The sequence below is a fragment of the Photobacterium sp. GSS17 genome, from assembly GCF_028621875.1.
Classification (GTDB): Bacteria; Pseudomonadota; Gammaproteobacteria; order Enterobacterales; family Vibrionaceae; genus Photobacterium; species Photobacterium ganghwense.
Map to the genome: position 1 here is coordinate 3,175,938 of NZ_CP117517.1, position 20,469 is coordinate 3,196,406.

20 protein-coding genes and 1 other RNA gene are annotated in these 20,469 nt (G+C 54.7%); 4 read left to right on the top strand and 17 right to left on the bottom strand.

Annotation, left to right across the window (positions count from 1 at the left end; all coding sequences use genetic code 11):
- Positions 1 to 6: 6 nt before the first annotated feature.
- The 11 genes from murG to rsmI all read right to left on the bottom strand — a co-directional run bounded on the left by murG (position 7) and on the right by rsmI (position 12,266).
- A complete protein-coding gene (gene murG, locus PGW97_RS14420; RefSeq protein ID WP_273857555.1) occupies positions 7 to 1,071 on the bottom strand; it encodes an undecaprenyldiphospho-muramoylpentapeptide beta-N-acetylglucosaminyltransferase in 1,065 nt (354 codons plus the stop codon).
- Positions 1,058 to 2,266, bottom strand: coding sequence for a cell division protein FtsW (gene ftsW / locus PGW97_RS14425; protein WP_047886956.1), 1,209 nt, complete (start codon positions 2,264 to 2,266; stop codon positions 1,058 to 1,060). Before ftsW ends, murG begins: the two co-directional genes overlap by 14 nt.
- Positions 2,266 to 3,600 carry a UDP-N-acetylmuramoyl-L-alanine--D-glutamate ligase gene (gene murD / locus PGW97_RS14430; protein ID WP_273857556.1) on the bottom strand — a complete coding sequence of 445 codons (1,335 nt, stop codon included), beginning with the start codon at positions 3,598 to 3,600 and terminating at the stop codon, positions 2,266 to 2,268. Before murD ends, ftsW begins: the two co-directional genes overlap by 1 nt.
- Positions 3,601 to 4,683: a phospho-N-acetylmuramoyl-pentapeptide-transferase gene (mraY, locus tag PGW97_RS14435; protein WP_273857557.1), complete on the bottom strand. Its 1,083-nt coding sequence runs from the start codon at positions 4,681 to 4,683 to the stop codon at positions 3,601 to 3,603. It lies immediately after the preceding gene.
- On the bottom strand, positions 4,680 to 6,068 hold the full coding sequence (gene murF / locus PGW97_RS14440) for a UDP-N-acetylmuramoyl-tripeptide--D-alanyl-D-alanine ligase (protein ID WP_273857558.1): 1,389 nt from the start codon (positions 6,066 to 6,068) through the stop codon (positions 4,680 to 4,682). The genes mraY and murF overlap by 4 nt, the downstream gene beginning before the upstream one ends.
- Complete coding sequence (murE, locus tag PGW97_RS14445; RefSeq protein WP_273857559.1) at positions 6,065 to 7,576, bottom strand: UDP-N-acetylmuramoyl-L-alanyl-D-glutamate--2,6-diaminopimelate ligase; 1,512 nt, start codon at positions 7,574 to 7,576, stop codon at positions 6,065 to 6,067. Before murE ends, murF begins: the two co-directional genes overlap by 4 nt.
- Positions 7,563 to 9,332 (bottom strand): penicillin-binding transpeptidase domain-containing protein, encoded by a 1,770-nt coding sequence (locus tag PGW97_RS14450; RefSeq protein ID WP_415719988.1) that lies wholly within the window; start codon positions 9,330 to 9,332, stop codon positions 7,563 to 7,565. Before PGW97_RS14450 ends, murE begins: the two co-directional genes overlap by 14 nt.
- A gap of 5 nt (positions 9,333 to 9,337) precedes the next feature.
- The gene (gene ftsL, locus PGW97_RS14455) at positions 9,338 to 9,661 is read right to left on the bottom strand and encodes a cell division protein FtsL (protein ID WP_047886962.1); all 324 of its coding nucleotides are present in this window, start codon (positions 9,659 to 9,661) and stop codon (positions 9,338 to 9,340) included.
- Positions 9,658 to 10,605: a 16S rRNA (cytosine(1402)-N(4))-methyltransferase RsmH gene (rsmH, locus tag PGW97_RS14460; RefSeq protein ID WP_273857560.1), complete on the bottom strand. Its 948-nt coding sequence runs from the start codon at positions 10,603 to 10,605 to the stop codon at positions 9,658 to 9,660. Before rsmH ends, ftsL begins: the two co-directional genes overlap by 4 nt.
- Positions 10,606 to 10,925: 320 nt before the next feature.
- An RNA gene (rnpB, locus tag PGW97_RS14465) (RNase P RNA component class A) lies at positions 10,926 to 11,314 on the bottom strand.
- 91 nt (positions 11,315 to 11,405) lie between these two features.
- Complete coding sequence (gene rsmI / locus PGW97_RS14470) at positions 11,406 to 12,266, bottom strand: 16S rRNA (cytidine(1402)-2'-O)-methyltransferase (protein WP_047886964.1); 861 nt, start codon at positions 12,264 to 12,266, stop codon at positions 11,406 to 11,408.
- A gap of 61 nt (positions 12,267 to 12,327) precedes the next feature.
- Between rsmI and PGW97_RS14475 the strand changes: the two genes are divergently transcribed.
- Genes PGW97_RS14475 through PGW97_RS14490 form a run of 4 tightly spaced genes read left to right on the top strand, consistent with a single transcriptional unit; the run spans position 12,328 to position 15,660 of the window.
- On the top strand, positions 12,328 to 14,157 hold the full coding sequence (locus tag PGW97_RS14475; protein ID WP_273857561.1) for a penicillin-binding protein activator: 1,830 nt from the start codon (positions 12,328 to 12,330) through the stop codon (positions 14,155 to 14,157).
- A gap of 28 nt (positions 14,158 to 14,185) precedes the next feature.
- Positions 14,186 to 14,509: a YraN family protein gene (locus PGW97_RS14480; RefSeq protein WP_053061926.1), complete on the top strand. Its 324-nt coding sequence runs from the start codon at positions 14,186 to 14,188 to the stop codon at positions 14,507 to 14,509.
- Positions 14,510 to 14,512: 3 nt separating this feature from the next.
- The gene (locus PGW97_RS14485; protein ID WP_047886967.1) at positions 14,513 to 15,103 is read left to right on the top strand and encodes a phosphoheptose isomerase; all 591 of its coding nucleotides are present in this window, start codon (positions 14,513 to 14,515) and stop codon (positions 15,101 to 15,103) included.
- Between the two features lie 17 nt (positions 15,104 to 15,120).
- On the top strand, positions 15,121 to 15,660 hold the full coding sequence (locus PGW97_RS14490; RefSeq protein WP_047886968.1) for a BON domain-containing protein: 540 nt from the start codon (positions 15,121 to 15,123) through the stop codon (positions 15,658 to 15,660).
- A gap of 105 nt (positions 15,661 to 15,765) precedes the next feature.
- Here PGW97_RS14490 and sspB read toward each other — a convergent pair whose 3' ends face one another.
- The 6 genes from sspB to rpsI all read right to left on the bottom strand — a co-directional run bounded on the left by sspB (position 15,766) and on the right by rpsI (position 20,455).
- On the bottom strand, positions 15,766 to 16,260 hold the full coding sequence (gene sspB, locus PGW97_RS14495; protein ID WP_217391873.1) for a ClpXP protease specificity-enhancing factor: 495 nt from the start codon (positions 16,258 to 16,260) through the stop codon (positions 15,766 to 15,768).
- Positions 16,260 to 16,898: a stringent starvation protein SspA gene (gene sspA / locus PGW97_RS14500; RefSeq protein ID WP_047886970.1), complete on the bottom strand. Its 639-nt coding sequence runs from the start codon at positions 16,896 to 16,898 to the stop codon at positions 16,260 to 16,262. Before sspA ends, sspB begins: the two co-directional genes overlap by 1 nt.
- Before the next feature lie 86 nt (positions 16,899 to 16,984).
- A complete protein-coding gene (locus PGW97_RS14505; RefSeq protein ID WP_047886971.1) occupies positions 16,985 to 17,722 on the bottom strand; it encodes a cytochrome c1 in 738 nt (245 codons plus the stop codon).
- Positions 17,719 to 18,984, bottom strand: coding sequence for a cytochrome b (locus tag PGW97_RS14510; protein ID WP_047886972.1), 1,266 nt, complete (start codon positions 18,982 to 18,984; stop codon positions 17,719 to 17,721). The genes PGW97_RS14505 and PGW97_RS14510 overlap by 4 nt, the downstream gene beginning before the upstream one ends.
- On the bottom strand, positions 18,984 to 19,574 hold the full coding sequence (petA, locus tag PGW97_RS14515; RefSeq protein ID WP_047886973.1) for a ubiquinol-cytochrome c reductase iron-sulfur subunit: 591 nt from the start codon (positions 19,572 to 19,574) through the stop codon (positions 18,984 to 18,986). Before petA ends, PGW97_RS14510 begins: the two co-directional genes overlap by 1 nt.
- Before the next feature lie 488 nt (positions 19,575 to 20,062).
- Positions 20,063 to 20,455, bottom strand: a complete 393-nt coding sequence (gene rpsI, locus PGW97_RS14520; RefSeq protein WP_007464367.1) for a 30S ribosomal protein S9 — start codon at positions 20,453 to 20,455, stop codon at positions 20,063 to 20,065.
- Between the last annotated feature and the right edge of the window lie 14 nt (positions 20,456 to 20,469).

Sequence of the window (20,469 nt, forward strand, 5' to 3'; positions counted from 1 at the left end):
GTCTTGTTATTGTTTTGCCAGCGATTTAATCACTTCTGCGACACGGACATCCGCGTCAAGAATCGCTGCATTCCGTGCCGCCTCGGCCATCGCCGTCAGCTGACTACGGTCTAGTTGTGCAATCTCATCAGCCAGCCCCTGAACGGTCAGATCCGGCTGCTCAATCATTTTTGCGGCACCGCAGGCTACCAAATGGTCGGCATTCAGCGCCTGCTGGCGGTCCTTGTGCATGAACGGAATAAAGATGGCCCCCAGTCCCGCCGCTGACAGCTCAGAGACTGTCAGTGCACCGGAGCGACATACCACCAAATCGGCCCAGGCGTAAGCCGCGGCCACATCGTCGATAAACTCGGTTACTTTATGTGGCACCGTGGTGTTAGCTTCATAGGCCTCCTGGGTTTCGGCCTGCGCCCCTTTACCGGCCTGATGCCAGATAGTGACTTTATCACCCAGAATCCCTGCCACCTGAGGAAGAGTCTGATTCAGGATACGTGCCCCCTGACTTCCCCCCATCACCAGGATACGCACTGGCCCCTGGCGCTCCGCAAAACGTACTGCCGGCGCTGGCAGCACCGTCACATCTTCGCGCACCGGGTTACCGACAACATCACGCCCTTTAAACGCTCCCGGGAACGCCTGTAGCACGCCACTGGCAATATGGGACAGCCACTGGTTTGTCAGCCCGGCCACGGCATTCTGCTCATGCAAAATCACCGGTACGCCCGACAGCCAGGCTGCCACGCCGCCCGGGCCACTCACGTAACCACCCATGCCCAACACCGCATCCGGCTGCCAGGCTTTGATGTATTGTCTGGCCTGCAGAATCGCCCCGACGATTTTAAACGGCGCCGACAGCAAACACAGGATCCCTTGTCCGCGCAGGCCTTTGACTTTAATAAAATCGATATCAATACCGTGTTTCGGCACCAGATCCGCTTCCATACGATCCGCGGTACCCAGCCAGCGAATTTCCCAGCCTTCCTGTTGCAGCTTCTTGGCTACCGCCAGCCCGGGAAATACATGGCCACCGGTTCCGCCAGCCATCACCAGCAAGCGTTTATTCTTGTTCATTCTCTGTATCTTCTTTTTCAGGATCCGGGGCATAACGGGCAGCCAGGCGCTGCTCAAAGTCAATCCGGATCAGGATGGCAACAGCGGTTGCCATAATAAATAGACTGGAGCCACCGTAACTGATCAGCGGCAGGGTCAGACCTTTGGTCGGTACCATACCGGCAGCAGCCCCCACGTTAACCAGCGTCTGGAACGCAAACCAGAAGGCAAAACCAAACGCCAGGAAACCGCCAAACAGTTGCCCGGTCTGCAGACAACGGCGGCCAATGATCAGTGATTTGAACACCAGAGCAAAAATCAGGAGCAGGACGACTGTCACGCCAATCAGGCCAACTTCTTCCGCCAATACCGCAAATACAAAGTCCGTGTGAGCTTCCGGCAGGTATTCGAGCTTCTGAATGGAGTTCCCCAGCCCTTGTCCCAGCCAGTCACCGCGGCCAAACGCCATCAGTGACTGCGTCAGCTGGTAACCACTGCCAAACGGGTCTTCCCACGGGTCAAGAAACGACGTTACCCGGCGCATCCGGTAAGGTTCCAGCAGGATCAACAGGCCGATGCCGCCAATCGCCATCACCAGCATGGCAATGAACTGCCACAACTTGGCCCCGGCAATAAAGAGCATGCCAACTGTCGTAACAAACATCACGACGAAGGAGCCGAGGTCAGGCTGCGCCAGCAGCAGCACGCCCAGCACGCCCAGTACGACCAGCGGCTTTAGAAAGCCACGAAAGCTTTCACGTACCTGCTCATACTGACGAACCAGATAGCCGGACAAAAACAGAAACAGAGACAGCTTGGCCACTTCGGCTGGCTGCAAATTAAAGATCCCGAGCGGGATCCAGCGGGAAGCACCATTGACCGAACGGCCAATCAGCAACACAACCACCAGCAGCACCAACGAGGTGATCAGCATCGGTACGCTGTACTGCCGCCACTTTTCCAGCGGCACCATGACCACGAAGCCAGCGATCACAAGAGCCCCGGCCAAAAAGAATGCATGGCGCAGGGCGAAATAAAACGGCATGTCCGTCAGGCGGGTCGCCACCGGCACCGAGGCGGAAGTCACCATCACCAGACCGGTTACCATCAAAGAGAGCGCAATCCACACCAGCTGACGATCGTAACTGCTTTGTGCGGCCGGTCGGGTCAGCCAGTCAAACAGCGACTCCACACTGTCTCTCAGTACGCCCAGCATTATCCAGCCCCACCGACCTGATGCTGTAGCTCACCGGCCAGTGCGGCAAACGCCTCACCGCGCGCCATGAAATTGGCAAACTGATCAAAGCTGGCGCAGGCAGGAGACAACAGCACCATATCGCCAGAGGCTGCTGAAGCGGCAGCCATTGTCATGGCCTGTGCCATCGTTTCAACCTGCACCGCACCTGATACCTGCTCAGCCATCAGGTGGCCGTCGCGACCAAAGCAGTACAGCTGAACGTTCAGCGCCGCCAGTACGGGCGCCAGCTCAGAGAAATCAGCGCCTTTGCCATCCCCGCCCATCAGCAGATGCAACTTGCCCTGCAGGGTGAGACCACTCAGGGCCGCGACCGTGCTCGCCAAGTTAGTGGCTTTGGAGTCATTGACCCACTTCACGCCGTGCTGCTCGGCAACCAACTGGCAACGGTGTGCCAGTCCGGTATAACGACGCAGTGTTCGGCAGGCAGCGCCACGATCGACGCCCAAGGCATCGGCCAGCGCCAGTGCCGCCAGACTGTTGGCGACATTGTGACGGCCCACCAGCGCAATCTCATCACTTGGCATCACAGCATCACCGTTCACCGCCAGCCACTCCCGGCCATCCAACTCGACCAGCCCATATGGACCGGCATCCAGACCAAAGCTGGTCATCGGGCCTGCAAATTCCGGACGGGTTGCCAGATCATTGCGGTTATACACTGCCAGTTCGGCATGACGGAAGATACGCATTTTTGCCAGGCTGTAATCATCCAGCCCGGTGTAGCGATCCATATGATCTTCAGAAAGGTTGAGGTAGACCGCGGCTTTGAGCGGCAACGAAGCAGTAGTTTCGAGCTGGAAGCTGGACAGCTCCAGAACATAGACGTCATGATCTTCGGCCAGCATATCGAGCGCTGCAAAGCCGATGTTGCCTCCGACGCCGACATTCATACCGGCTTCCTTCGCCATTTCACCGACCAGACTGGTTACCGTACTTTTGCCGTTAGAGCCGGTAATCCCAACCACCGGCTTGGTAACCGCCCGGGCAAACAGCTCAATGTCGCCGACAATGTCAATGCCAGCCTGTGCGGCCTGCACCAACTCCGGCGTTGCCAGGGCAATCCCCGGGCTGGCCACAATCAAATCGGCGGCCAGTAGCCAGTCCATCTGCCACTCACCACTGCACAGCGCAACGGTTGGTGGCAGCTGCTCTCGGCCCGGAGGCGTCTCCCGGGTATCAATCACTTTGATATCCAACGGCTGCGCCAATCGGCATAAGTGGTTCACAACCGACAAACCGGTCATCCCCAGGCCAATTACCACAACATTTTGTACGCCTTCCAAGCCTTTCATTTATCGTACCTTCAGTGTTGCCAGCGCGATCAGAACCAGCATCAGGGTGATGATCCAGAAACGGACGATCACTCGCGGCTCCGGCCAGCCTTTCAATTCATAATGGTGGTGAATCGGGGCCATGCGGAAAATACGCTGGCCACGCAGTTTGTACGAGCCTACCTGGAGGATCACCGAAACGGTCTCCATCACGAACACACCGCCCATCAGTACCAGCAGCAGTTCCTGACGCACCAGCACCGCAATTGTACCCAGCGCACCGCCCAGTGCCAGAGAGCCGACATCGCCCATAAAGACCTGTGCCGGGTAGGTGTTGAACCACAAAAAGCCTAGTCCGGCTCCGACTATCGCAGTACAGACGACCACCAGTTCACTAGCATCTTTCAGGTAAGGAATATGCAGATAGTTCGCGAAATTCACGTTGCCGGTTGCCCAGGCGATAAACGCCATGCCGCTGGCCACCATAACCGTTGGCATAATAGCCAGGCCGTCCAGACCATCGGTCAGGTTAACGGCGTTACTGGTACCGACAATCACAAAATAGGTAAAGACGATATAGAACAGCCCCAATTGTGGCATCACGTCTTTGAGGAATGGCACCACCAGCTGAGTCGCCACCGTGTCTTTACCATGTACATACAAGGCAAACGCCACACCCAGCGCGATCACTGACTGCCAAAAGTATTTCCAGCGGGCGATCAGACCGTCCGTATTCTTGCGTACCACTTTGCGGTAGTCATCCACAAAGCCAACAGCCCCGTAGCCCAGCATGACCGTCAGCACGGCCCAGACATACGGGTTGCTCAGATCCGTCCACAGCATTACTGTGATCGTAATCGCGGCCAGGATCATGATCCCGCCCATGGTCGGCGTACCACGCTTGCTAAAGTGAGACTCCGGACCGTCGTGGCGAACCACCTGACCAATTTGCAGCATCTGAAGACGGGCAATCAGACGTGGCCCCATCCACAGCGAAATCACCAGAGCCGTCAGGATGCTGATGATGGCCCGGAACGTCAGGTATTCAAATAGTCGAAAAAATGGAAACGTGGGTTCTAGTAATTCGGCTAACCAGTAAATCATTCTTTGTTGTCCTGCAGTGCGACAATTACCTCTTCCATGCGGGAGCTGCGAGCCCCTTTCGCCAGCACTGTCACTTGGATGTTATCGTCATTGAGCAATGGTTCGAGTTGCTGTTTCAGCGTCTCAATCAATGCTGTCTTGTTATTAAAATGTTTGCCGCCGTTGAGCGAGCTCACGACTTCACTGGCAACGCCGAAGGTCAGCACCTGATCCAGTGCTTTGCCTTGCGCATACTCACCCACTTCCCGGTGCAGAGCAGCGCTGTCATCACCCAGCTCAGCCATATCCCCCAGTACAAACCAGCGCTGTCCGGCAAAACCGGCCAGCAGGTCAATCGCCGCCTTCACTGAGGCCACACTGGCATTGTAGGTATCATCAATCAGCCGCAGATTGGTTCGCGGCTCGGTGATATCCACCCGGCCTTTGACGTTTGCCACCTGGCCGAGTCCGGCCTGAACCTGTGCAGGCGTGGCGCCCAGCGCCATGGCCAGCGCCGCGGCGGCGAGAGCATTGGCAACGTTATGCTCCCCTGCCAGCGTCAGCGACACCGGGAACTCCCCGGCGGGGGTGCGCATTGTAAAACAAGCACGCCCCAAATTGTTAATATTTATATCAGTGGCGTAATAGTCCGCATCCTCTCGGGTTGCAGAGAAAGTCATCACCGGATGCCCGTCCAGAAGCGGCTGCCACAATGTACGATCGTTGGAGTCCAGGTTAATGATGGCAGTACCGGCTTCACCGGTTGCCAGCCCCTGGAAAATCTCACCCTTGGCTTTGGCCACGCCCTGCAGCGAGCCGAACCCTTCAAGATGCGCTGCGGCCAGATTGTTAATCAGCGCGACCTGCGGTTTCACCAAATCAGTGGTGTAGGCAATCTCACCCTGATGGTTTGCACCCAGTTCAATGACCGCATATTCATGCTGAGGTTCCAAACGCAATAAGGTCAGAGGGACGCCGATGTCATTATTAAAATTGCCACCGGTCGCCAGCACCTTGCCTTTTTCCGCCAGAATGGCTGCCGTCATCTCTTTCACGGTGGTTTTCCCACAGCTGCCGGTCAGGGCCACAGTCTGTAACCCGTACTCGCGCTCCATCAGGGCTTTGAGCCAGGCGCCCAGCTGGCCCAGTGCCGCATGTGTGTCTGCCACAATCAGCTGAGGCAAGGCAATCGGTAAGTGTTTGCTTACCAGCAATGCCTTAGCCCCTTGTTCACAGGCATTCTGCGCAAAATCATGAGCGTCAAAACGTTCGCCAATCAGGGCGACAAACAAGGTGTCTGCCCCGATTTGGCGAGTATCGGTCGACACCGCACTGATAACCATATCCTCACCGACCAACTCAGCATCGAGCACTTCGGCCAGCTGGGAAAGTTGAACATTTATCATGCGTGTGCCTCCAGTAACGCCTGTACGGTTTCACGGTCAGAGTAATGAATCGTCCGATCCGCAAGAATCTGGTAATCTTCGTGGCCTTTTCCCGCCACCAGAATGATGTCGTCAGCCCCGGCTTGGGTAAGTGCCCACTCACAGGCAGCACGGCGGTCATGAACCACTATCGCCTGCGCTGGCTGTGCCAGCCCGGCCAGCATGTCTTCCACGATTTGTACCGGCGATTCAGAGCGCGGATTATCGTCAGTCAGCACAATCCGATCAGCCATCTTCTCCGCCACAGCTGCCATCATTGGGCGCTTGCCGCTGTCGCGATCGCCGCCACAGCCGAAAATACACCACAAGCGGCCTTCACAGTGTACGCGCAGTGCCTGCAGCGCTTTTTCCAGCGCATCGGGGGTGTGAGCATAATCAACAACCATCATAGGTTTGTCAGCCGCTTGAAAAACTTCCATCCGCCCGGTCACGGCACGCAATTGCGGTGCGGCAGCCAGCAGCGCAGCTTTATCACGCCCGGTAGCCAGCAACGTGGCCAGTGCCAGCATCAGGTTCATCACATTGAACGCCCCGACCAGCGGAGCCTCAAACTGTCCGGCTCCCCAGCTGGAGTCAAACGCAATCTTAACGCCCTGGGTGCTGTACGCCACCTCATCCAGCCACAGTTTAGGGCCAGAATGTTCCGCCACACCGGCAGCATCAGTGGCCACGGCAACAGCATCAGGCAATCCTGCCAGCCACTGACGGCCTACCTCATCGTCAGCGTTAATGACCGCAACCCCGCTGTGGTGCTCAGTAAAGAGGGTCTGCTTCGCCGCCGCATAGCTTGCCATGTCACCGTGGTAATCCAGGTGATCCCGGCTCAGATTGGTAAAAATGCTGGCCGCAAACTGCAGCGCCTTCACCCTCCCCTGAACCAGACCGTGTGAGGACACTTCCATCGCCACATAATCTGCGCCCTGACGGTGCATCGTCGCCAGCTCACAAGGAATGTCCAGCGCGCTGCCCGTGGTATTGGCGGCTGGCTGAATGTTCGCCAGCAGCCCGTTACCGGTGGTTCCCATCACGCCACTGGTGTGGCCCAGTAACTGTGCCCACTGCGCCAGTAACTGGCTGATGGTGGTTTTCCCGTTGGTTCCGGTCACCGCGATCAGCTCCAGAGCCTGATCCGGCGCGCCGTAAAACTGCTTGGCAATCGCCGACAGCTTCTGGCCCAGCTCCGGCAGCGCAATAACCGCCACCTCATCCTGCCAGCACAGCGCCGGGTTGCCATCGTCGGCTTCAGCCAGCACTGCCGCAGCGCCGGATTCAATGGCCGATGAGATAAAACGCCGACCATCCACCTGGTGTCCGTTGACCGCGACAAAAAGATCACCGGCCTGAACCTTGCGGCTGTCCAGAGTCATTCCCGTGACCGTCAACGCCGCCAGGCGCTCCGGTAACGAGAGGGCATCACGCCACGGCGCAACCAAGGCGCCAACTGAAGTATTCTGATTAAGTTCCGGCATGCGTTTTGCCCCTGTGACTTACTACTTTTAATTCTTCTCGGGTTCCCGCGTCAGGCGGGATATTCAAAATTTGCAGGGCGCTTTCCATCACTTCCGCGAAAATCGGTGCGGCGACCAGACCGCCATAGTATTTGTCGCCCTGGGGCTCGTTAACCACCACAACCATCGCCAGACGCGGGTTGCTGATCGGCGCCAGGCCGGCTGTCATTGCGATGTATTCATCACTGTATCCGCCCGCCACGGCTTTTTTCGCCGTACCGGTTTTTGCCCCAACCCGATAGCCGGGCACACCCGCGCGGAAGGCACTACCACCTTTCTGCGTAACGGTTTCCAGCATATTGAGCAGCTTGCGGGTGTTTTCCACCGAGGCAACCTGACGCCCCGGGATCACCTGCTCAGTCTTCAGGATTGACAGCGGACGGTTGACCCCCATCCCTCCAAGAGTGGCATACGCCCGCAGCAACTGGATCGGGGTCGTCGAAATGCCGTAGCCAAATGACAACGTGGCACGTTCGAAATCAGACCAGCGGCGGCGGTCAGGGAAAAAGCCCTGCGCTTCGCCAATCAGGTTGATGCCGGAAGCATCCCCCAGCCCGACTCCGCTGTACATGCCCAGCACCGCATCCACCGGCATCGCCAGCGACAATTTACTGACGCCGATGTTACTGGACTTTTTCAGGATTTGCGCCAGATCCGCCTTACCAACCTGGGACACATCTCGCACCCGGCTGCCCCCGATTTGCATCAGGCCGTTGCCGGTGTCGATTATTGTATTTTCATCCGCCACCCCATTTTCCAGGGCGGCCAGAACCACAAAGGGCTTAATTGTTGAACCCGGCTCCATCGCATCGGTTATGGAGCGGTTACGCATTCGGAAGCTTTGCAGCTGATCGCGATTATTCGGGTTATAAGACGGGGCATTCACCATCGCCAAAATTTCCCCGGTCCGGACATCCGCCATAATGACAGTGGCTGAGGTCGCCTGATAATCCGCAACGGCCTGCTTCACGGCACGATAGGCCACCGCCTGCAGGCGCTGATCAATGCTCAAACTCAGCGGTTTACCCGGTTCACGCTGTTTCAGAGAGATATTTTCCACTACCCGGCCGTAACGGTCTTTACGCACGGTGCGCCGTCCCGGCTCACCGGTCAGCCAGCCGTCGTAGGTACGCTCAACCCCTTCCAGGCCATGACTGTCGATACCGGTCACCCCGATCAGGTGCGCGCTGACTTCGCCGGAAGGATAAAAGCGACGGGATTCGTCTTTCAGGCCAATGCCTGGCAGTTTAAGTTTATTGACATATGCCGCCATGGCCGGACTGACCTGACGCTGAAGGTAGATAAAACGGCGGGATTGATTTTGCTCCAGGCGATTGAGCAGCGCTTTACGATCGAGCCCCAACACATCCGCCAGCGCGTGCCAGCGATCCACCTGAGCCAGGCCACCGTTTTTGAAAATCTGAACCGGATCGGCCCACACCGCCTGAACCGGCACACTGACCGCCAGCGGTTCACCGTTGCGATCCGAAATAATGCCTCGGGCTGACGGCAGCGCCTTCACTCGCAGTGAGCGCATGTCGCCTTCCTGGATCAGCTTGCCGGGATCCAGGACTTGAATATAAGCGGCACGGGCAATCAGTGCCCCGAGCGCAAGTACTACAAAGCCGCAAATAACGCCAAAGCGCCACGGGATAAAAGCCGGTGGCGCTTTTTGTCGACGTTGATTGGGCGTATTATCGCGCTTGATATTCTTCATCAACTTCATTCGTGAACAATGACTTCGTTATCACGGGATGGGCGTTTCATTTCCATGTCCTTTTCAGCCAGCCGTTCAATCCGGCTGTGTTCGGCAAGGGAGTTCTCCTCCAGGATCTGGTTACGCCATTCAATATCCAGCTGATCACGCTCGATCAACAGTTGCTCCTGTTCGGCAATTAACTGACGGGAATGATGGGTGATCAGAACAACCCCCAATGCAGAAATCAGCACCAGAACCAGCAGGAACAGCGGAAACCGTCCTACAGAGAGTAGGTCCCGCCCAATCAGGCGGGCCAGATTGTCTGTCGGTTCCGGCGCAGACTTCATAGACGCTCAGCCAAACGCAGAACCGAACTGCGTGAACGGGCGTTCACGTTAATTTCGGTATTCGATGGTTTAATTGCATTACCTACCGCTTTCAGCTTCGCCGAGCCCAGCGCCTTGATTTGCTCATCGGTCAGCGGCAGACCAGCAGGCACTTCCGGCCCTTTGCTCTGCTTACGGATGAAACGCTTCACCATGCGGTCTTCCAGCGAATGGAAGCTGATCACGGACAGACGACCACCCGGAGCCAGCACCTGCAGCGCGCCATTCAGCGCGGTCTCGATTTCTTCCAGCTCGCTGTTGATGTAGATACGGATGGCCTGGAAGCTACGGGTCGCCGGGTGCTTATGCTTGTCTTTAAACGGCGACACTTCAGCAATCAAGCGGGCCAGCTGAGTGGTACGGGTCAGTGGCTCGTTCTCCGGATTTTCACGGTGCGCCACAATGCCACGGGCAATACGCTTGGCGAAACGCTCTTCACCAAACTCTTTCAGAACCCAGGCAATGTCGTCCGCTTCCGCTGTCGCCAGCCAATCAGCGGCCGAAATACCGGATGTTGGATCCATCCGCATGTCCAGCGGGCCGTCACGCATAAAGCTGAAGCCGCGCTCGGCATCATCAAGCTGCGGCGAAGAGACACCAAGATCCAGCAGCACGCCGTCAATGCGGCCAATCAGATCACGCTCAACCATGTATTTTTCCATGCCAGAAAACGGGCCATGGATAATAGTAAAACGCGGGTCATCAATTTTTTGAGCCTCAGCGATAGCCTGGGGATCACGGTCAATACTGTACAGACGCCCGTTTTCTCCGAGCTGTGAAAGAATTAACCGGCTGTGACCGCCACGACCAAACGTGCCGTCAATGTAGATACCATCAGGCTTAATCGCCAGGCCATCTACAGACTCGTGCAACAGCACGGAAACGTGCTCAAACTGTTCAGACATAATAATTTAATTGGCTCTTAAAAAGCTGCCCGTACGTCAGCGTGACTGGTGACGTCTGCGGGATAAATTTGATTCGTGAAGGAATTCATTCAGTTAAGCAATTAAAACACTGTTTTAAAAGCATTTACTGCAAATTCCCATCGCAAAGTGTACGTATTTGGCAAAAAAGATGTCAAGCCAAGGTCTCGTTTTCTGACAATCAATTGATAATTTTCAATGACCTCAGAATGCTTTGCCAGACAGGCAACGGGGAGGCATAAACGACAAAAGGTGATGAGGGACATGCCAGGAGGCGTCTCTCATCACCTTTTATGCGGAAAGAGGTGAGTTGGCCGATAAGCCGGGTTCTGTACCGCTTGCGCGGTGGTAATCATTCCTCTAGGCCTGCAATCGCTCACAGGCTCAAGCAACCTACCCGTCCCCAACGCGGGCCACGCCACTGGGGACCTATTTGGTCTTGCTCCGGGTGGAGTTTACCGTGCCACGAACTATTACTAGCCGCGCGGTGCGCTCTTACCGCACCCTTTCACCCTTACCTGTGCACCATTCCGAAGAATGGGCCATCGGCGGTTTGCTCTCTGCTGCACTGGTCGTAGGCTTGCGCCCCCCAGACGTTATCTGGCACCCTGCCCTATGGAGCCCGGACTTTCCTCCCCCTCGTCAGTCTCCCTAAGGACATCAACGAAGCAGCGATTACCTGGCCAACTCAGGCGAGCGATTGTATAGAAGTTGGCACGCGGTTACCAGTGAAATATCCTGCCCGACGTGATAACGCTTAAAAAGCCAGCAACGCGCACCGGTTACTCCAGATTTTCCAGCCCCCACTTATACAGCGCGTTTTTCTTCACACCGTGGATTTCCGCCGCCAGTGCCGAGGCTTTTTTCAGCGGCAGTTCCTTGACCAACAGCGCCAAAGTACGCAACGCTTCGGCCGGCAGCGCATTTTTCTCTGCCCGATGACCGGCCACCAGCAGCACCATCTCACCACGAATGCGGTTACTATCCAGCTTCAGCCACTCAATCAGCTCCGCCAGCGGCGCGCCGTGGATGGTCTCGTAGGTTTTGGTCAGCTCACGCGCCAGGACAACATCCCGCTCCGGCCCCAGTACCGCCAACATATCAGCCAGCGATTCCATAATACGGTGTGGTGATTCATAGAAAATTAGAGTGCGTTCGTCCTCAGCCAACGCCTGAAAACAATCCCGACGGCCCTTGCTTTTCGGTGGCAAAAAGCCTTCGAAGCTGAATCGGTCTGAAGGCAGACCGGCAGCACTGAGTGCAGTAATCACCGCACAAGGTCCCGGAAGCGGAACAACTTTAACACCCGCCTGACGACAACGATTGACAAGATGATATCCTGGATCGCTGATCAGCGGCGTACCGGCATCAGAAACCAATGCAATGCTGTTACCTGCCTGAAGTTTTTCGATTAGGAAGTCAGCTTTCTGCTGTTCGTTGTGATCGTGAAGCGCGAAGGTGCGGGTCGAGATCGAAAAATGGGTCAGCAGGCGTGATGTATGGCGAGTATCCTCCGCAGCAATCAAGTCCACCTTGGCCAGCACGTCCAATGCACGCTGTGTAATATCTGCCAGATTACCGATGGGTGTAGGTACGATGTACAAAGTTGCGGCATCTACCGTGCATGAATTGGTCTCACTCATTTGTTTAAGATCTCATCTGCAATTAATATAGAGAGTAATTTGTCATAGTTGAATGAATTCAATGATCAATTTTACCCATAAGCGTAAAAGTGTATCACGACTGTTAGCCCCTGTAGCCCTTGCTGTCATCCTAGCTGGCTGTAGTGCGCCTAATCAGCAACAGGTCGTGGGCACGGATATCACTGTCGCTGCTACCGATACCGCGGCCAATTATCTGATTAAAGCCGAATCTACCGAAGGTGCCACCAGTATCAACTGGCACATCCTTGCCTTAAAAGCATTCATTAAAGAAGGTCGCTGGGAACAGGCCGAGCAGCAGTCTAACCGACTGAGCCGCATGAACCTGGATCCGGTTCAGATGGCGGAATGGCAGCTAGCCAACGCGACACTGCGCTACCAGCAAGGCCAGCCTCAGGCAGCGCTGGATACCCTGAACTTCCAGCCATGGTGGACGCTGGCTGACAGCCAGTACCTGCGCTATCACATGCTGCGCGCCGAACTGCTTGGGCAAACCAACCAGTATCTGCTGGCGGCCCGTGAGCGCACGGCTCTGGATCAATTGCTGATCGCCGAGCAAAAACAAGCGAACTGGCAGAACCTGTGGCAGGATCTAAGCCATTACAGTAACAGCCAACTGCAGTCACTGTCTCTGGGCAGCAACGAAGAGGTGCTGCGCGGCTGGGTACAGCTGGCCGTACTGAAAAACACGTATGGGCAACGCCCGGCCAAACTGAAAACCATGGTTGAAGATTGGCTGGCCAAAAATCCGTACCACCCGGCTAACCAGTACCTGCCTGCCGATCTGACGGCCATCATGTCACTGGAGATCACCCAGCTGAACAATGTGGCACTGTTGTTGCCACTTAGTGGTCGCTTCGAGCAGTCCGGGAAAGCGGTGCGTGACGGCTTCCTTAACGCGATGCTGGACGATTCCGGCCGCGATGCCAACACCGAGCTGACCCTGTACGATACCGATGCCGAGCCAATGCCAGCCATTCTGGCGAAGCTGAAGCAAAACAATGTTGAGCTGGTGATTGGTCCGCTGCGCAAAGAGAAGATCACGGAATTCCAGCGCATGAACAGCGATCAGATCCCGCAACTGGCCCTGAACGAACCGGATGCCGGCAGCGTAAGCCAAGCCAACACCTGTTATTTCTCGCTGTCACCGGAGCAGGAAGCAGAACAAGCAGCCAAGCATCTGTTTGCCAATGGCCACCAGTTCCCTATCGTCCTGGCACCCGCGAACAGCTATGGCCGCCGGGTCAGTGATGCCTTTGTTAAGCAATGGGAACAGTTGACCGGTCACACCCCGACCTCCCGCCAGTTTAGCTCGCGCAAAAACATCCAACAGGTCATGACGGAAGTGTTTGGTCAGAATGACAGCAAAGCCCGTATCCGTCAGATGGAGCAAATCTTGGGTAGCGATACCCAAAGCGAATCCCGCAGCCGTCGTGATACCGATGCCGTGTATGTGATCGGCAATGTCAACGAGCTGAAGCTGCTGAAGCCGTTTGTGGATGTGGCCGTCGACCCGGGCGTGACACCGCCGAAGCTGTACGCCAGCTCACGCAGCTACCCGGATCGCAATATCAGCCACATGGACATTAAAGGCGTCGAGTTCAGCGATATCCCGATGCTGGTCAATGCGGACCCGGGGTTCATGAGCCAGTTTGAAACACAGTGGCCTAACGCCAGCAATACAGATATGCGCCTACACGCGTTCGGAATGGATGCGTACAAGATGATCACTGAACTGCCTCAGATGCGGGTAGTTGAACACTACTCCATTACCGGTCATACCGGCCAGCTGAGCCTGAATGATCAGTGTGTCGTCCAGCGCGAGCTGAGCTGGGGCGTCTTCTCTGGCGAAGGCATTGAACCTGTTCAATAAACGCCAGCAAGGCAAAACCTACGAGGTCATGGCTGAGACGCATCTGCGTCGCCATGGCCTCGTTGCCGTTGCCCGGAATTTCCAGTGTCGGGGCGGTGAAATCGATCTGATCATGCGCGATCGTCACTGCTGGGTCTTCATTGAAGTCAAATTCCGGCAACACAACCATTACGGTTCGGCCGCAGAAGCGGTAAACTGGCGCAAGCAACAGCGAATCAAACGCGCCGCGCTGTTCTGGCTCCAACAACAGGGCCATGCCATTGAGCATACTGAGTTTCGGTTTGACGTGGTGTCATTGGAAGGAACCCCACCGCAAATCGAATGGTTTACCAACATCCTAGTTGAAGGTTGATCCATGCTAGAAAGCATCAAAGAAAGTTTTACCGAAAGCATCCAAACCCAGATTGCCGCCGCCGAGGCTCTGCCCGACGCGCTGTCTCAAGCGGCCCAGCTCATGGTCCAGAGCCTGCTTAACGGTAACAAAATCCTCTGCTGTGGCAACGGCGGGTCAGCAGCGAACGCCCAGCATTTTGCTTCTTGCCTGATCAACCGTTTTGAAACTGAGCGTCCGAGTTTGCCAGCCCTTGCCCTGACCGCAGATACCACAACCCTGACCGCTGTCGCAAACGACTACCACCAGGATGAAATCTTCTCCAAACAGGTACGAGCACTGGGACAAGGCGGCGACATCCTGCTGGTGATTTCTACCAGCGGTAACAGCAAAAACATCATCAAAGCGATGGAAGCGGCCCTGACCCGTGACATGACCATTGTAGCCCTCACCGGTATGGATGGCGGTGAAATGGCCGGCCTACTTGGCCCGCAGGATGTTGAAATCCGCATTCCTTCCCAGCGTACCGCACGCATCCAGGAAGGCCACTTGCTGGCCGTACACTGCCTGTGCGATCTGATTGATAAAGTCCTGTTCCCTCATCACGAAGCCTAATGAGGGGAGATATATTCATGAAGCGTCGCCTCCTGTTCATTGCGTGTTTGTCACTGGCTCTTCAGGCGTGCGCCCTGACCAACCCGGCAGATACCCGTACCACTACGCAACAATGGTATGACCAACAGATTGAGATGGAAATCGGCGGATTGGTTAACAAGCCGCCGTTTCGCGAACAAGTACGAGCCAATGCCATCGCGGTAGATGGCAAGGTACTGTTGATTGGTCAGGCCGCGGATCAGGCCACCAGCCAGCAACTGGAAAGTAAGGTTCGCGAATTCAAACGGGTGAAAACCGTCTTTAACCAGTTGCAAATTCGTCCGCCTGCCGCTCTGAGCGAAGTCAGCCAAGACAGTTGGCTGACCACCAAAGTCAAAACTCAGCTCATTGGCAGCAAGAAACTTCGCGATGCAACCATCCAGGTGTATACCGCGGGGCAGGAAGTGTACCTGCTGGGTTATGTCACCCCAGAGCAGGGAAATGTGGCCGCCGAAATCGCGCGCAATGTATCTGGCGTGAAAAAGGTCGTGAAAGTCTTTGAGTACCCGCCGCAATAAACCGCGGATATTCTCCCTGCCCGGCAGTTTGGTTCAGCGCCCATCCCAAAACACATATATAAAAAAACGCAGCCTGAGCTGCGTTTTTTGTGGATTGGTTTCGCGTTATTTGACGACACGAAGGCTTGGGCGACCACGAGGTCGAGGCGGCTCATCATTAGAATCTGACTCACTCACCAGCTCAGGCTCTTCATCAACCTCAACAGAACTTAATGCCATCGGCGCATCATCTTCAAGCTCGATGTCATCCAGCTCTTCAATGTCAGCCATATAAGCCGGTTCTGGCTCGAACATCGTCCCTGCACCATTTTCACGGGCATAGATTGCCAGTGCTGCGTACAGTGGAACAATGACCGAATGAGGACGACCGCTGAAACGAGCATTGAAGCTGATCGCCTCGTTGCCCAGTTCCAGATTGCCTACCGCACGCGGGGCAATATTCAGCACGATCTGACCATCGCTCACGAATTCCATCGGAACTTGCACGCCAGGCTGGGTCGCATCAACCACCAAATGCGGGGTCAAATCGTTATCCACCAACCAGTCGTAAAACGCCCGAAGAATATACGGACGGCGTGGCGTCATGCGATCCATATCCATTATTTACCAGCCAGGCGCATTTCACGCTCAACTTCGGTAAGAGAAGCCAGGAATGAATCACGTTCAAACACACGGGTCATGTACGCTTTCACTTCCTTCGCACCGGCACCAGCCAGTTCGATGCCCATTTCAGGCAGACGCCACAATAGTGGAGCCAGGTAGCAATCGACCAGGCTGAACTCTTCGCTCATGAAGTACGGGAATTCAGCAAACACTGGTGCCAGAGCCAGAAGCTCTTCACGCAGCTGCTTACGAGCTTTGTCAGCTTCGTCGGCAGAGCCGCCCTTAATCTTGTCAGCCAGGCTGTACCAGTTACGCTCGATACGGTACATCATCAAGCGGCTGTTACCACGGGCAACCGGATATACAGGCATCAGCGGCGGATGAGGGAAACGCTCATCCAGATACTCCATAATGATACTTGCCTGATACAGAGCAAGCTCACGATCAACCAGGGTCGGCACGGAGTTGTACGGATTCAGGTCAAGCAGATCTTCCGGCAGGTTGTTTGGATCAACCAGCTCAATTTCAACACTCACACCTTTTTCCGCGAGTACGATACGCACCTGATGGCTGTAGATGTCAGAAGCATCAGAATACAGAGTCATCACAGAGCGTTTATTGGCAGCAACAGCCATTAACCCCTCCAGTATTATAGCAATACACAAAAAGCAACGGGGGCCTCTGCCCCCATTGCGAGATTCTAACCCACTAGATTACCCGATCAGTGGACATCACGCCAATATTCTTTCTTCAACAGTAAGGTTAGTACAAAGAATACGACGATGAAGCCCATCACCCAGTAACCCATACGCTGACGTTCCAGTTTCATCGGTTCAGCAGAGTACGCCAGGAAGTTCACCAGATCGCGAACCACTGCATCATACTCTTCTTTATTCAGTTCACCGCTGCCATCAGCCTCAATACCAACGAATTCCTGAACTTCTTTACCGTCAACCAGACGCGTCTCGTAAACCTTGCTTGGCACACCCTGCAGCTCTTCAAGAACGTGCGGCATACCAACACTTGGGAAGACAACGTTGTTCACGCCAAACGGACGGCTTGGGTCCGCGTAGAATGAACGCAGGTAGGTGTAGATCCAATCAGCGCCACGGACACGGGCAACCATTGTCAGGTCTGGTGCCGGCGCACCGAATGATGCCGCCGCATATTCCGTTGGAATCGCGTTGGTCATCAGATCACCAATCTTCGCATTAGGATCGAAGATCAGGTTCTCTTTCATCAACTCTGCCGGAATACCCAGATCGGTCGCGACACGCTCATAACGCTGGTACTGCGTGGCGTGACAGCCAAAACAATAGTTCATGAACGTACGAGCCCCGTTCTGCAGCGATGCTTTATCGCTCAGATCGTTATTGGCTGCATCCAGTGGTACTGCAGGACCCGCTGCCATAGCCAGAGATGGCAGCAGGGCAAATAACATGACAATCAACTTTTTCATTTGAATGTTACCCTCTCTGGTAATGGCTTAGTTGCTTCGTTCTTGCTGTAGAAGAACAGCAGGACGAAGAACATGAAGTAGCCGAAGCTGAAGATCTGTGCCATCAGTGTATACACCGGCGTGGCAGGCAGAGCACCCAGAATTCCCAGAGCAATGAAACAGATGGTGAACTGAACAATGTTCCCCAAGTGCAGCTTGCTACGGTAACGGTACGAACGAACTTTACAACGATCCAGCCATGGCAACAGGAACAGCGCAACAATCGACGCACCCATTGCGATAACACCCAGCAGCTTATCCGGAACCGCACGCAGGATGGCGTAGAACGGTGTGAAGTACCAAACCGGAGCAATGTGCTCAGGAGTCTTCAGCGGGTTCGCCGCTTCAAAGTTAGGTGGCTCAAGGAAGTAGCCGCCCATTTCCGGGTTGAAGAAGATCACGTAGCTGAACAGGAATGCAAACACCGCCACACCAACCAGATCTTTCACCGTACCATAAGGGTGGAACGGGATAGAGTCGATGATGTCGTATTTCTTGGTGTAGTACTCGTGGAACTTGAACTGCGTTTTGTAATCTTCGCCTTTGCTGCCTTTCGGCAGTTTGGTCTCGATACCGTCCGGGTTGTTCGAACCAACTTCGTGCAGAGCCAGAATGTGCAGCACAATCAGAAGCAGCAGAACAATCGGCAGAGCGATCACGTGCAGGGCAAAGAAGCGGTTCAGTGTAGCGCCCGAGATAACGTAGTCACCACGGATCCACAATGTCAGGTCATCACCAATAACAGGAATAGCACCAAACAGCGAGATGATTACCTGAGCACCCCAGTATGACATCTGACCCCATGGCAGCAGGTAGCCCATGAAGGCTTCAGCCATCAGTACCAAGAAGATCAGCATACCGAACAACCACAGCAGCTCACGTGGTTTCTGGTAAGAACCGTAGATCAGCCCACGGAACATGTGCAGGTACACCACGATGAAGAATGCTGAAGCACCGGTTGAGTGCATATAACGCAGCAACCAGCCATATTCCACATCACGCATGATGTATTCAACAGACGCAAACGCACCATCACCAGAAGGTACGTAGTTCATGGTTAGCCAGATACCCGTCAGTAGCTGGTTAACCAGTACCAGCATTGCCAACGAACCGAAGATATACCAGAAGTTAAAGTTCTTCGGCATCGGGTATTCAGACATATGCTTGCGATAAGCATTCATCGCAGGCAGACGTTTTTCAATCCAACCGAGTAAGGCTTCCATTAGGCAGTCTCCCCATCTTCACCAACCAGAATGGTGTTGTCGTCCAGGAACGTGTGAGGCGGCACAACCAGGTTTAGTGGTGCCGGAACCCCAGCAAAGACACGACCCGCCATGTCAAACTTCGAGCCGTGACACGGGCAGAAGAAACCTGCCGACACACCACTGACCTGCTCACTGAAGCTGTCTGGCAGATAGGTAGGGGAACAGCCAAGGTGGGTACAGATACCTACGGCTATAAAAATTTCAGGCTTAACAGAACGATATTCATTCTGGGCATACATCGGCTGCTGTGGCTCTTCTGATGAAGGGTCACGCAGCTGGCCGTCATGGCCACCCAATTCTTTCAAAATCGCATCGCTACGGCGGACAACCCAGACAGGTTTACCACGCCACTCGACGCGAACCATCTGGCCTACTTCCAACTTGCTGATATCAACTTCAACTGGCGCACCGGCGGCTTTTGCTTTCGCGCTCGGGTTCCATGATTTGATAAAAGGCACGGCTACAGCGACTGCACCTAAGCCTCCAACAACCGAAGTCGTCGCAGTCAGGAAGCGGCGTCGGCCGTTACTTACTGGCGCATTGCTCATCCAACATTCTCCCATGTGCTCCCGCTCTGGATTATTATTATGTCCTTTTGCGTCCCTGGAGCTTACGGCTAACTTTCAACGGAAAGAAACAACAGTTACTCCTGCCCAAGCGGCAGAATTAATTCATTTTAAAGCTGTTGCTTATCACGCCAAATGATAAAGAAAACCCTACTTTATGACAAGATAAAGCTACCTTTTCGCAACAAATGTGAGAGGTATGTTCTTTTTGTTACTTGCCATCATGCAAATTGCTGTTATATGGGAAATTTCCGGGTTTCAACCAAACAAAAAACTAGGTTGATAATTATCTGATTCAGATAAGTTTGTTGCTTAGGTGTGACCAAGCTAACACATTCCTAAAACAAATATCTGGTTATTACTGATAAGAGTGATAGCGGAGGCGGGAAAGCTTTGAGATATAAAAAAAGCCCAACCCGAAGGCTGAGCTTTTTGACCACAGAAACCAGATAAAATCTGGAGCGTTGAAATTAACGCTTAGAGAACTGTGGACGGCGACGTGCTTTACGCAGACCAACTTTCTTACGTTCAACGCGACGTGCGTCACGAGTAACGTAACCAGCTGCACGTAGAGCAGGACGTAGAGTCTCATCGTATTCCATCAGAGCGCGAGTGATACCGTGACGGATCGCACCTGATTGACCAGTGATACCACCACCTTTAACAGTGATGTACAGGTCAAGTTTCTCTGTCATTTCAACAAGCTCAAGTGGCTGACGAACAACCATGCGAGCAGTTTCGCGACCGAAGTATTCTTCGATGCTACGCTTGTTGATTACGATGTTACCAGTACCCGGCTTAATGAAAACGCGAGCAGCTGAGCTTTTGCGACGGCCAGTGCCGTAGTATTGATTCTCTGCCATTGTCATCTTCCCCA

Coding starts and splice junctions, on each gene's coding strand:
- PGW97_RS14450 (WP_415719988.1), bottom strand. CDS start 9,332: ATGAAGAATATCAAGCGCGATAATACGCCCAATCAACGTCGACAAAAA.
- petA (WP_047886973.1), bottom strand. CDS start 19,574: ATGAGCAATGCGCCAGTAAGTAACGGCCGACGCCGCTTCCTGACTGCG.
- sspB (WP_217391873.1), bottom strand. CDS start 16,260: ATGGATATGGATCGCATGACGCCACGCCGTCCGTATATTCTTCGGGCG.
- PGW97_RS14490 (WP_047886968.1), top strand. CDS start 15,121: ATGAAGCGTCGCCTCCTGTTCATTGCGTGTTTGTCACTGGCTCTTCAG.
- ftsW (WP_047886956.1), bottom strand. CDS start 2,266: ATGCTGGGCGTACTGAGAGACAGTGTGGAGTCGCTGTTTGACTGGCTG.
- murG (WP_273857555.1), bottom strand. CDS start 1,071: ATGAACAAGAATAAACGCTTGCTGGTGATGGCTGGCGGAACCGGTGGC.
- murE (WP_273857559.1), bottom strand. CDS start 7,576: ATGCCGGAACTTAATCAGAATACTTCAGTTGGCGCCTTGGTTGCGCCG.
- ftsL (WP_047886962.1), bottom strand. CDS start 9,661: ATGAAGTCTGCGCCGGAACCGACAGACAATCTGGCCCGCCTGATTGGG.
- sspA (WP_047886970.1), bottom strand. CDS start 16,898: ATGGCTGTTGCTGCCAATAAACGCTCTGTGATGACTCTGTATTCTGAT.
- PGW97_RS14505 (WP_047886971.1), bottom strand. CDS start 17,722: ATGAAAAAGTTGATTGTCATGTTATTTGCCCTGCTGCCATCTCTGGCT.
- rsmH (WP_273857560.1), bottom strand. CDS start 10,605: ATGTCTGAACAGTTTGAGCACGTTTCCGTGCTGTTGCACGAGTCTGTA.
- PGW97_RS14480 (WP_053061926.1), top strand. CDS start 14,186: ATGGCTGAGACGCATCTGCGTCGCCATGGCCTCGTTGCCGTTGCCCGG.
- murF (WP_273857558.1), bottom strand. CDS start 6,068: ATGATAAATGTTCAACTTTCCCAGCTGGCCGAAGTGCTCGATGCTGAG.
- PGW97_RS14475 (WP_273857561.1), top strand. CDS start 12,328: ATGATCAATTTTACCCATAAGCGTAAAAGTGTATCACGACTGTTAGCC.
- rsmI (WP_047886964.1), bottom strand. CDS start 12,266: ATGAGTGAGACCAATTCATGCACGGTAGATGCCGCAACTTTGTACATC.
- rpsI (WP_007464367.1), bottom strand. CDS start 20,455: ATGGCAGAGAATCAATACTACGGCACTGGCCGTCGCAAAAGCTCAGCT.
- murD (WP_273857556.1), bottom strand. CDS start 3,600: ATGAAAGGCTTGGAAGGCGTACAAAATGTTGTGGTAATTGGCCTGGGG.
- PGW97_RS14485 (WP_047886967.1), top strand. CDS start 14,513: ATGCTAGAAAGCATCAAAGAAAGTTTTACCGAAAGCATCCAAACCCAG.
- mraY (WP_273857557.1), bottom strand. CDS start 4,683: ATGATTTACTGGTTAGCCGAATTACTAGAACCCACGTTTCCATTTTTT.
- PGW97_RS14510 (WP_047886972.1), bottom strand. CDS start 18,984: ATGGAAGCCTTACTCGGTTGGATTGAAAAACGTCTGCCTGCGATGAAT.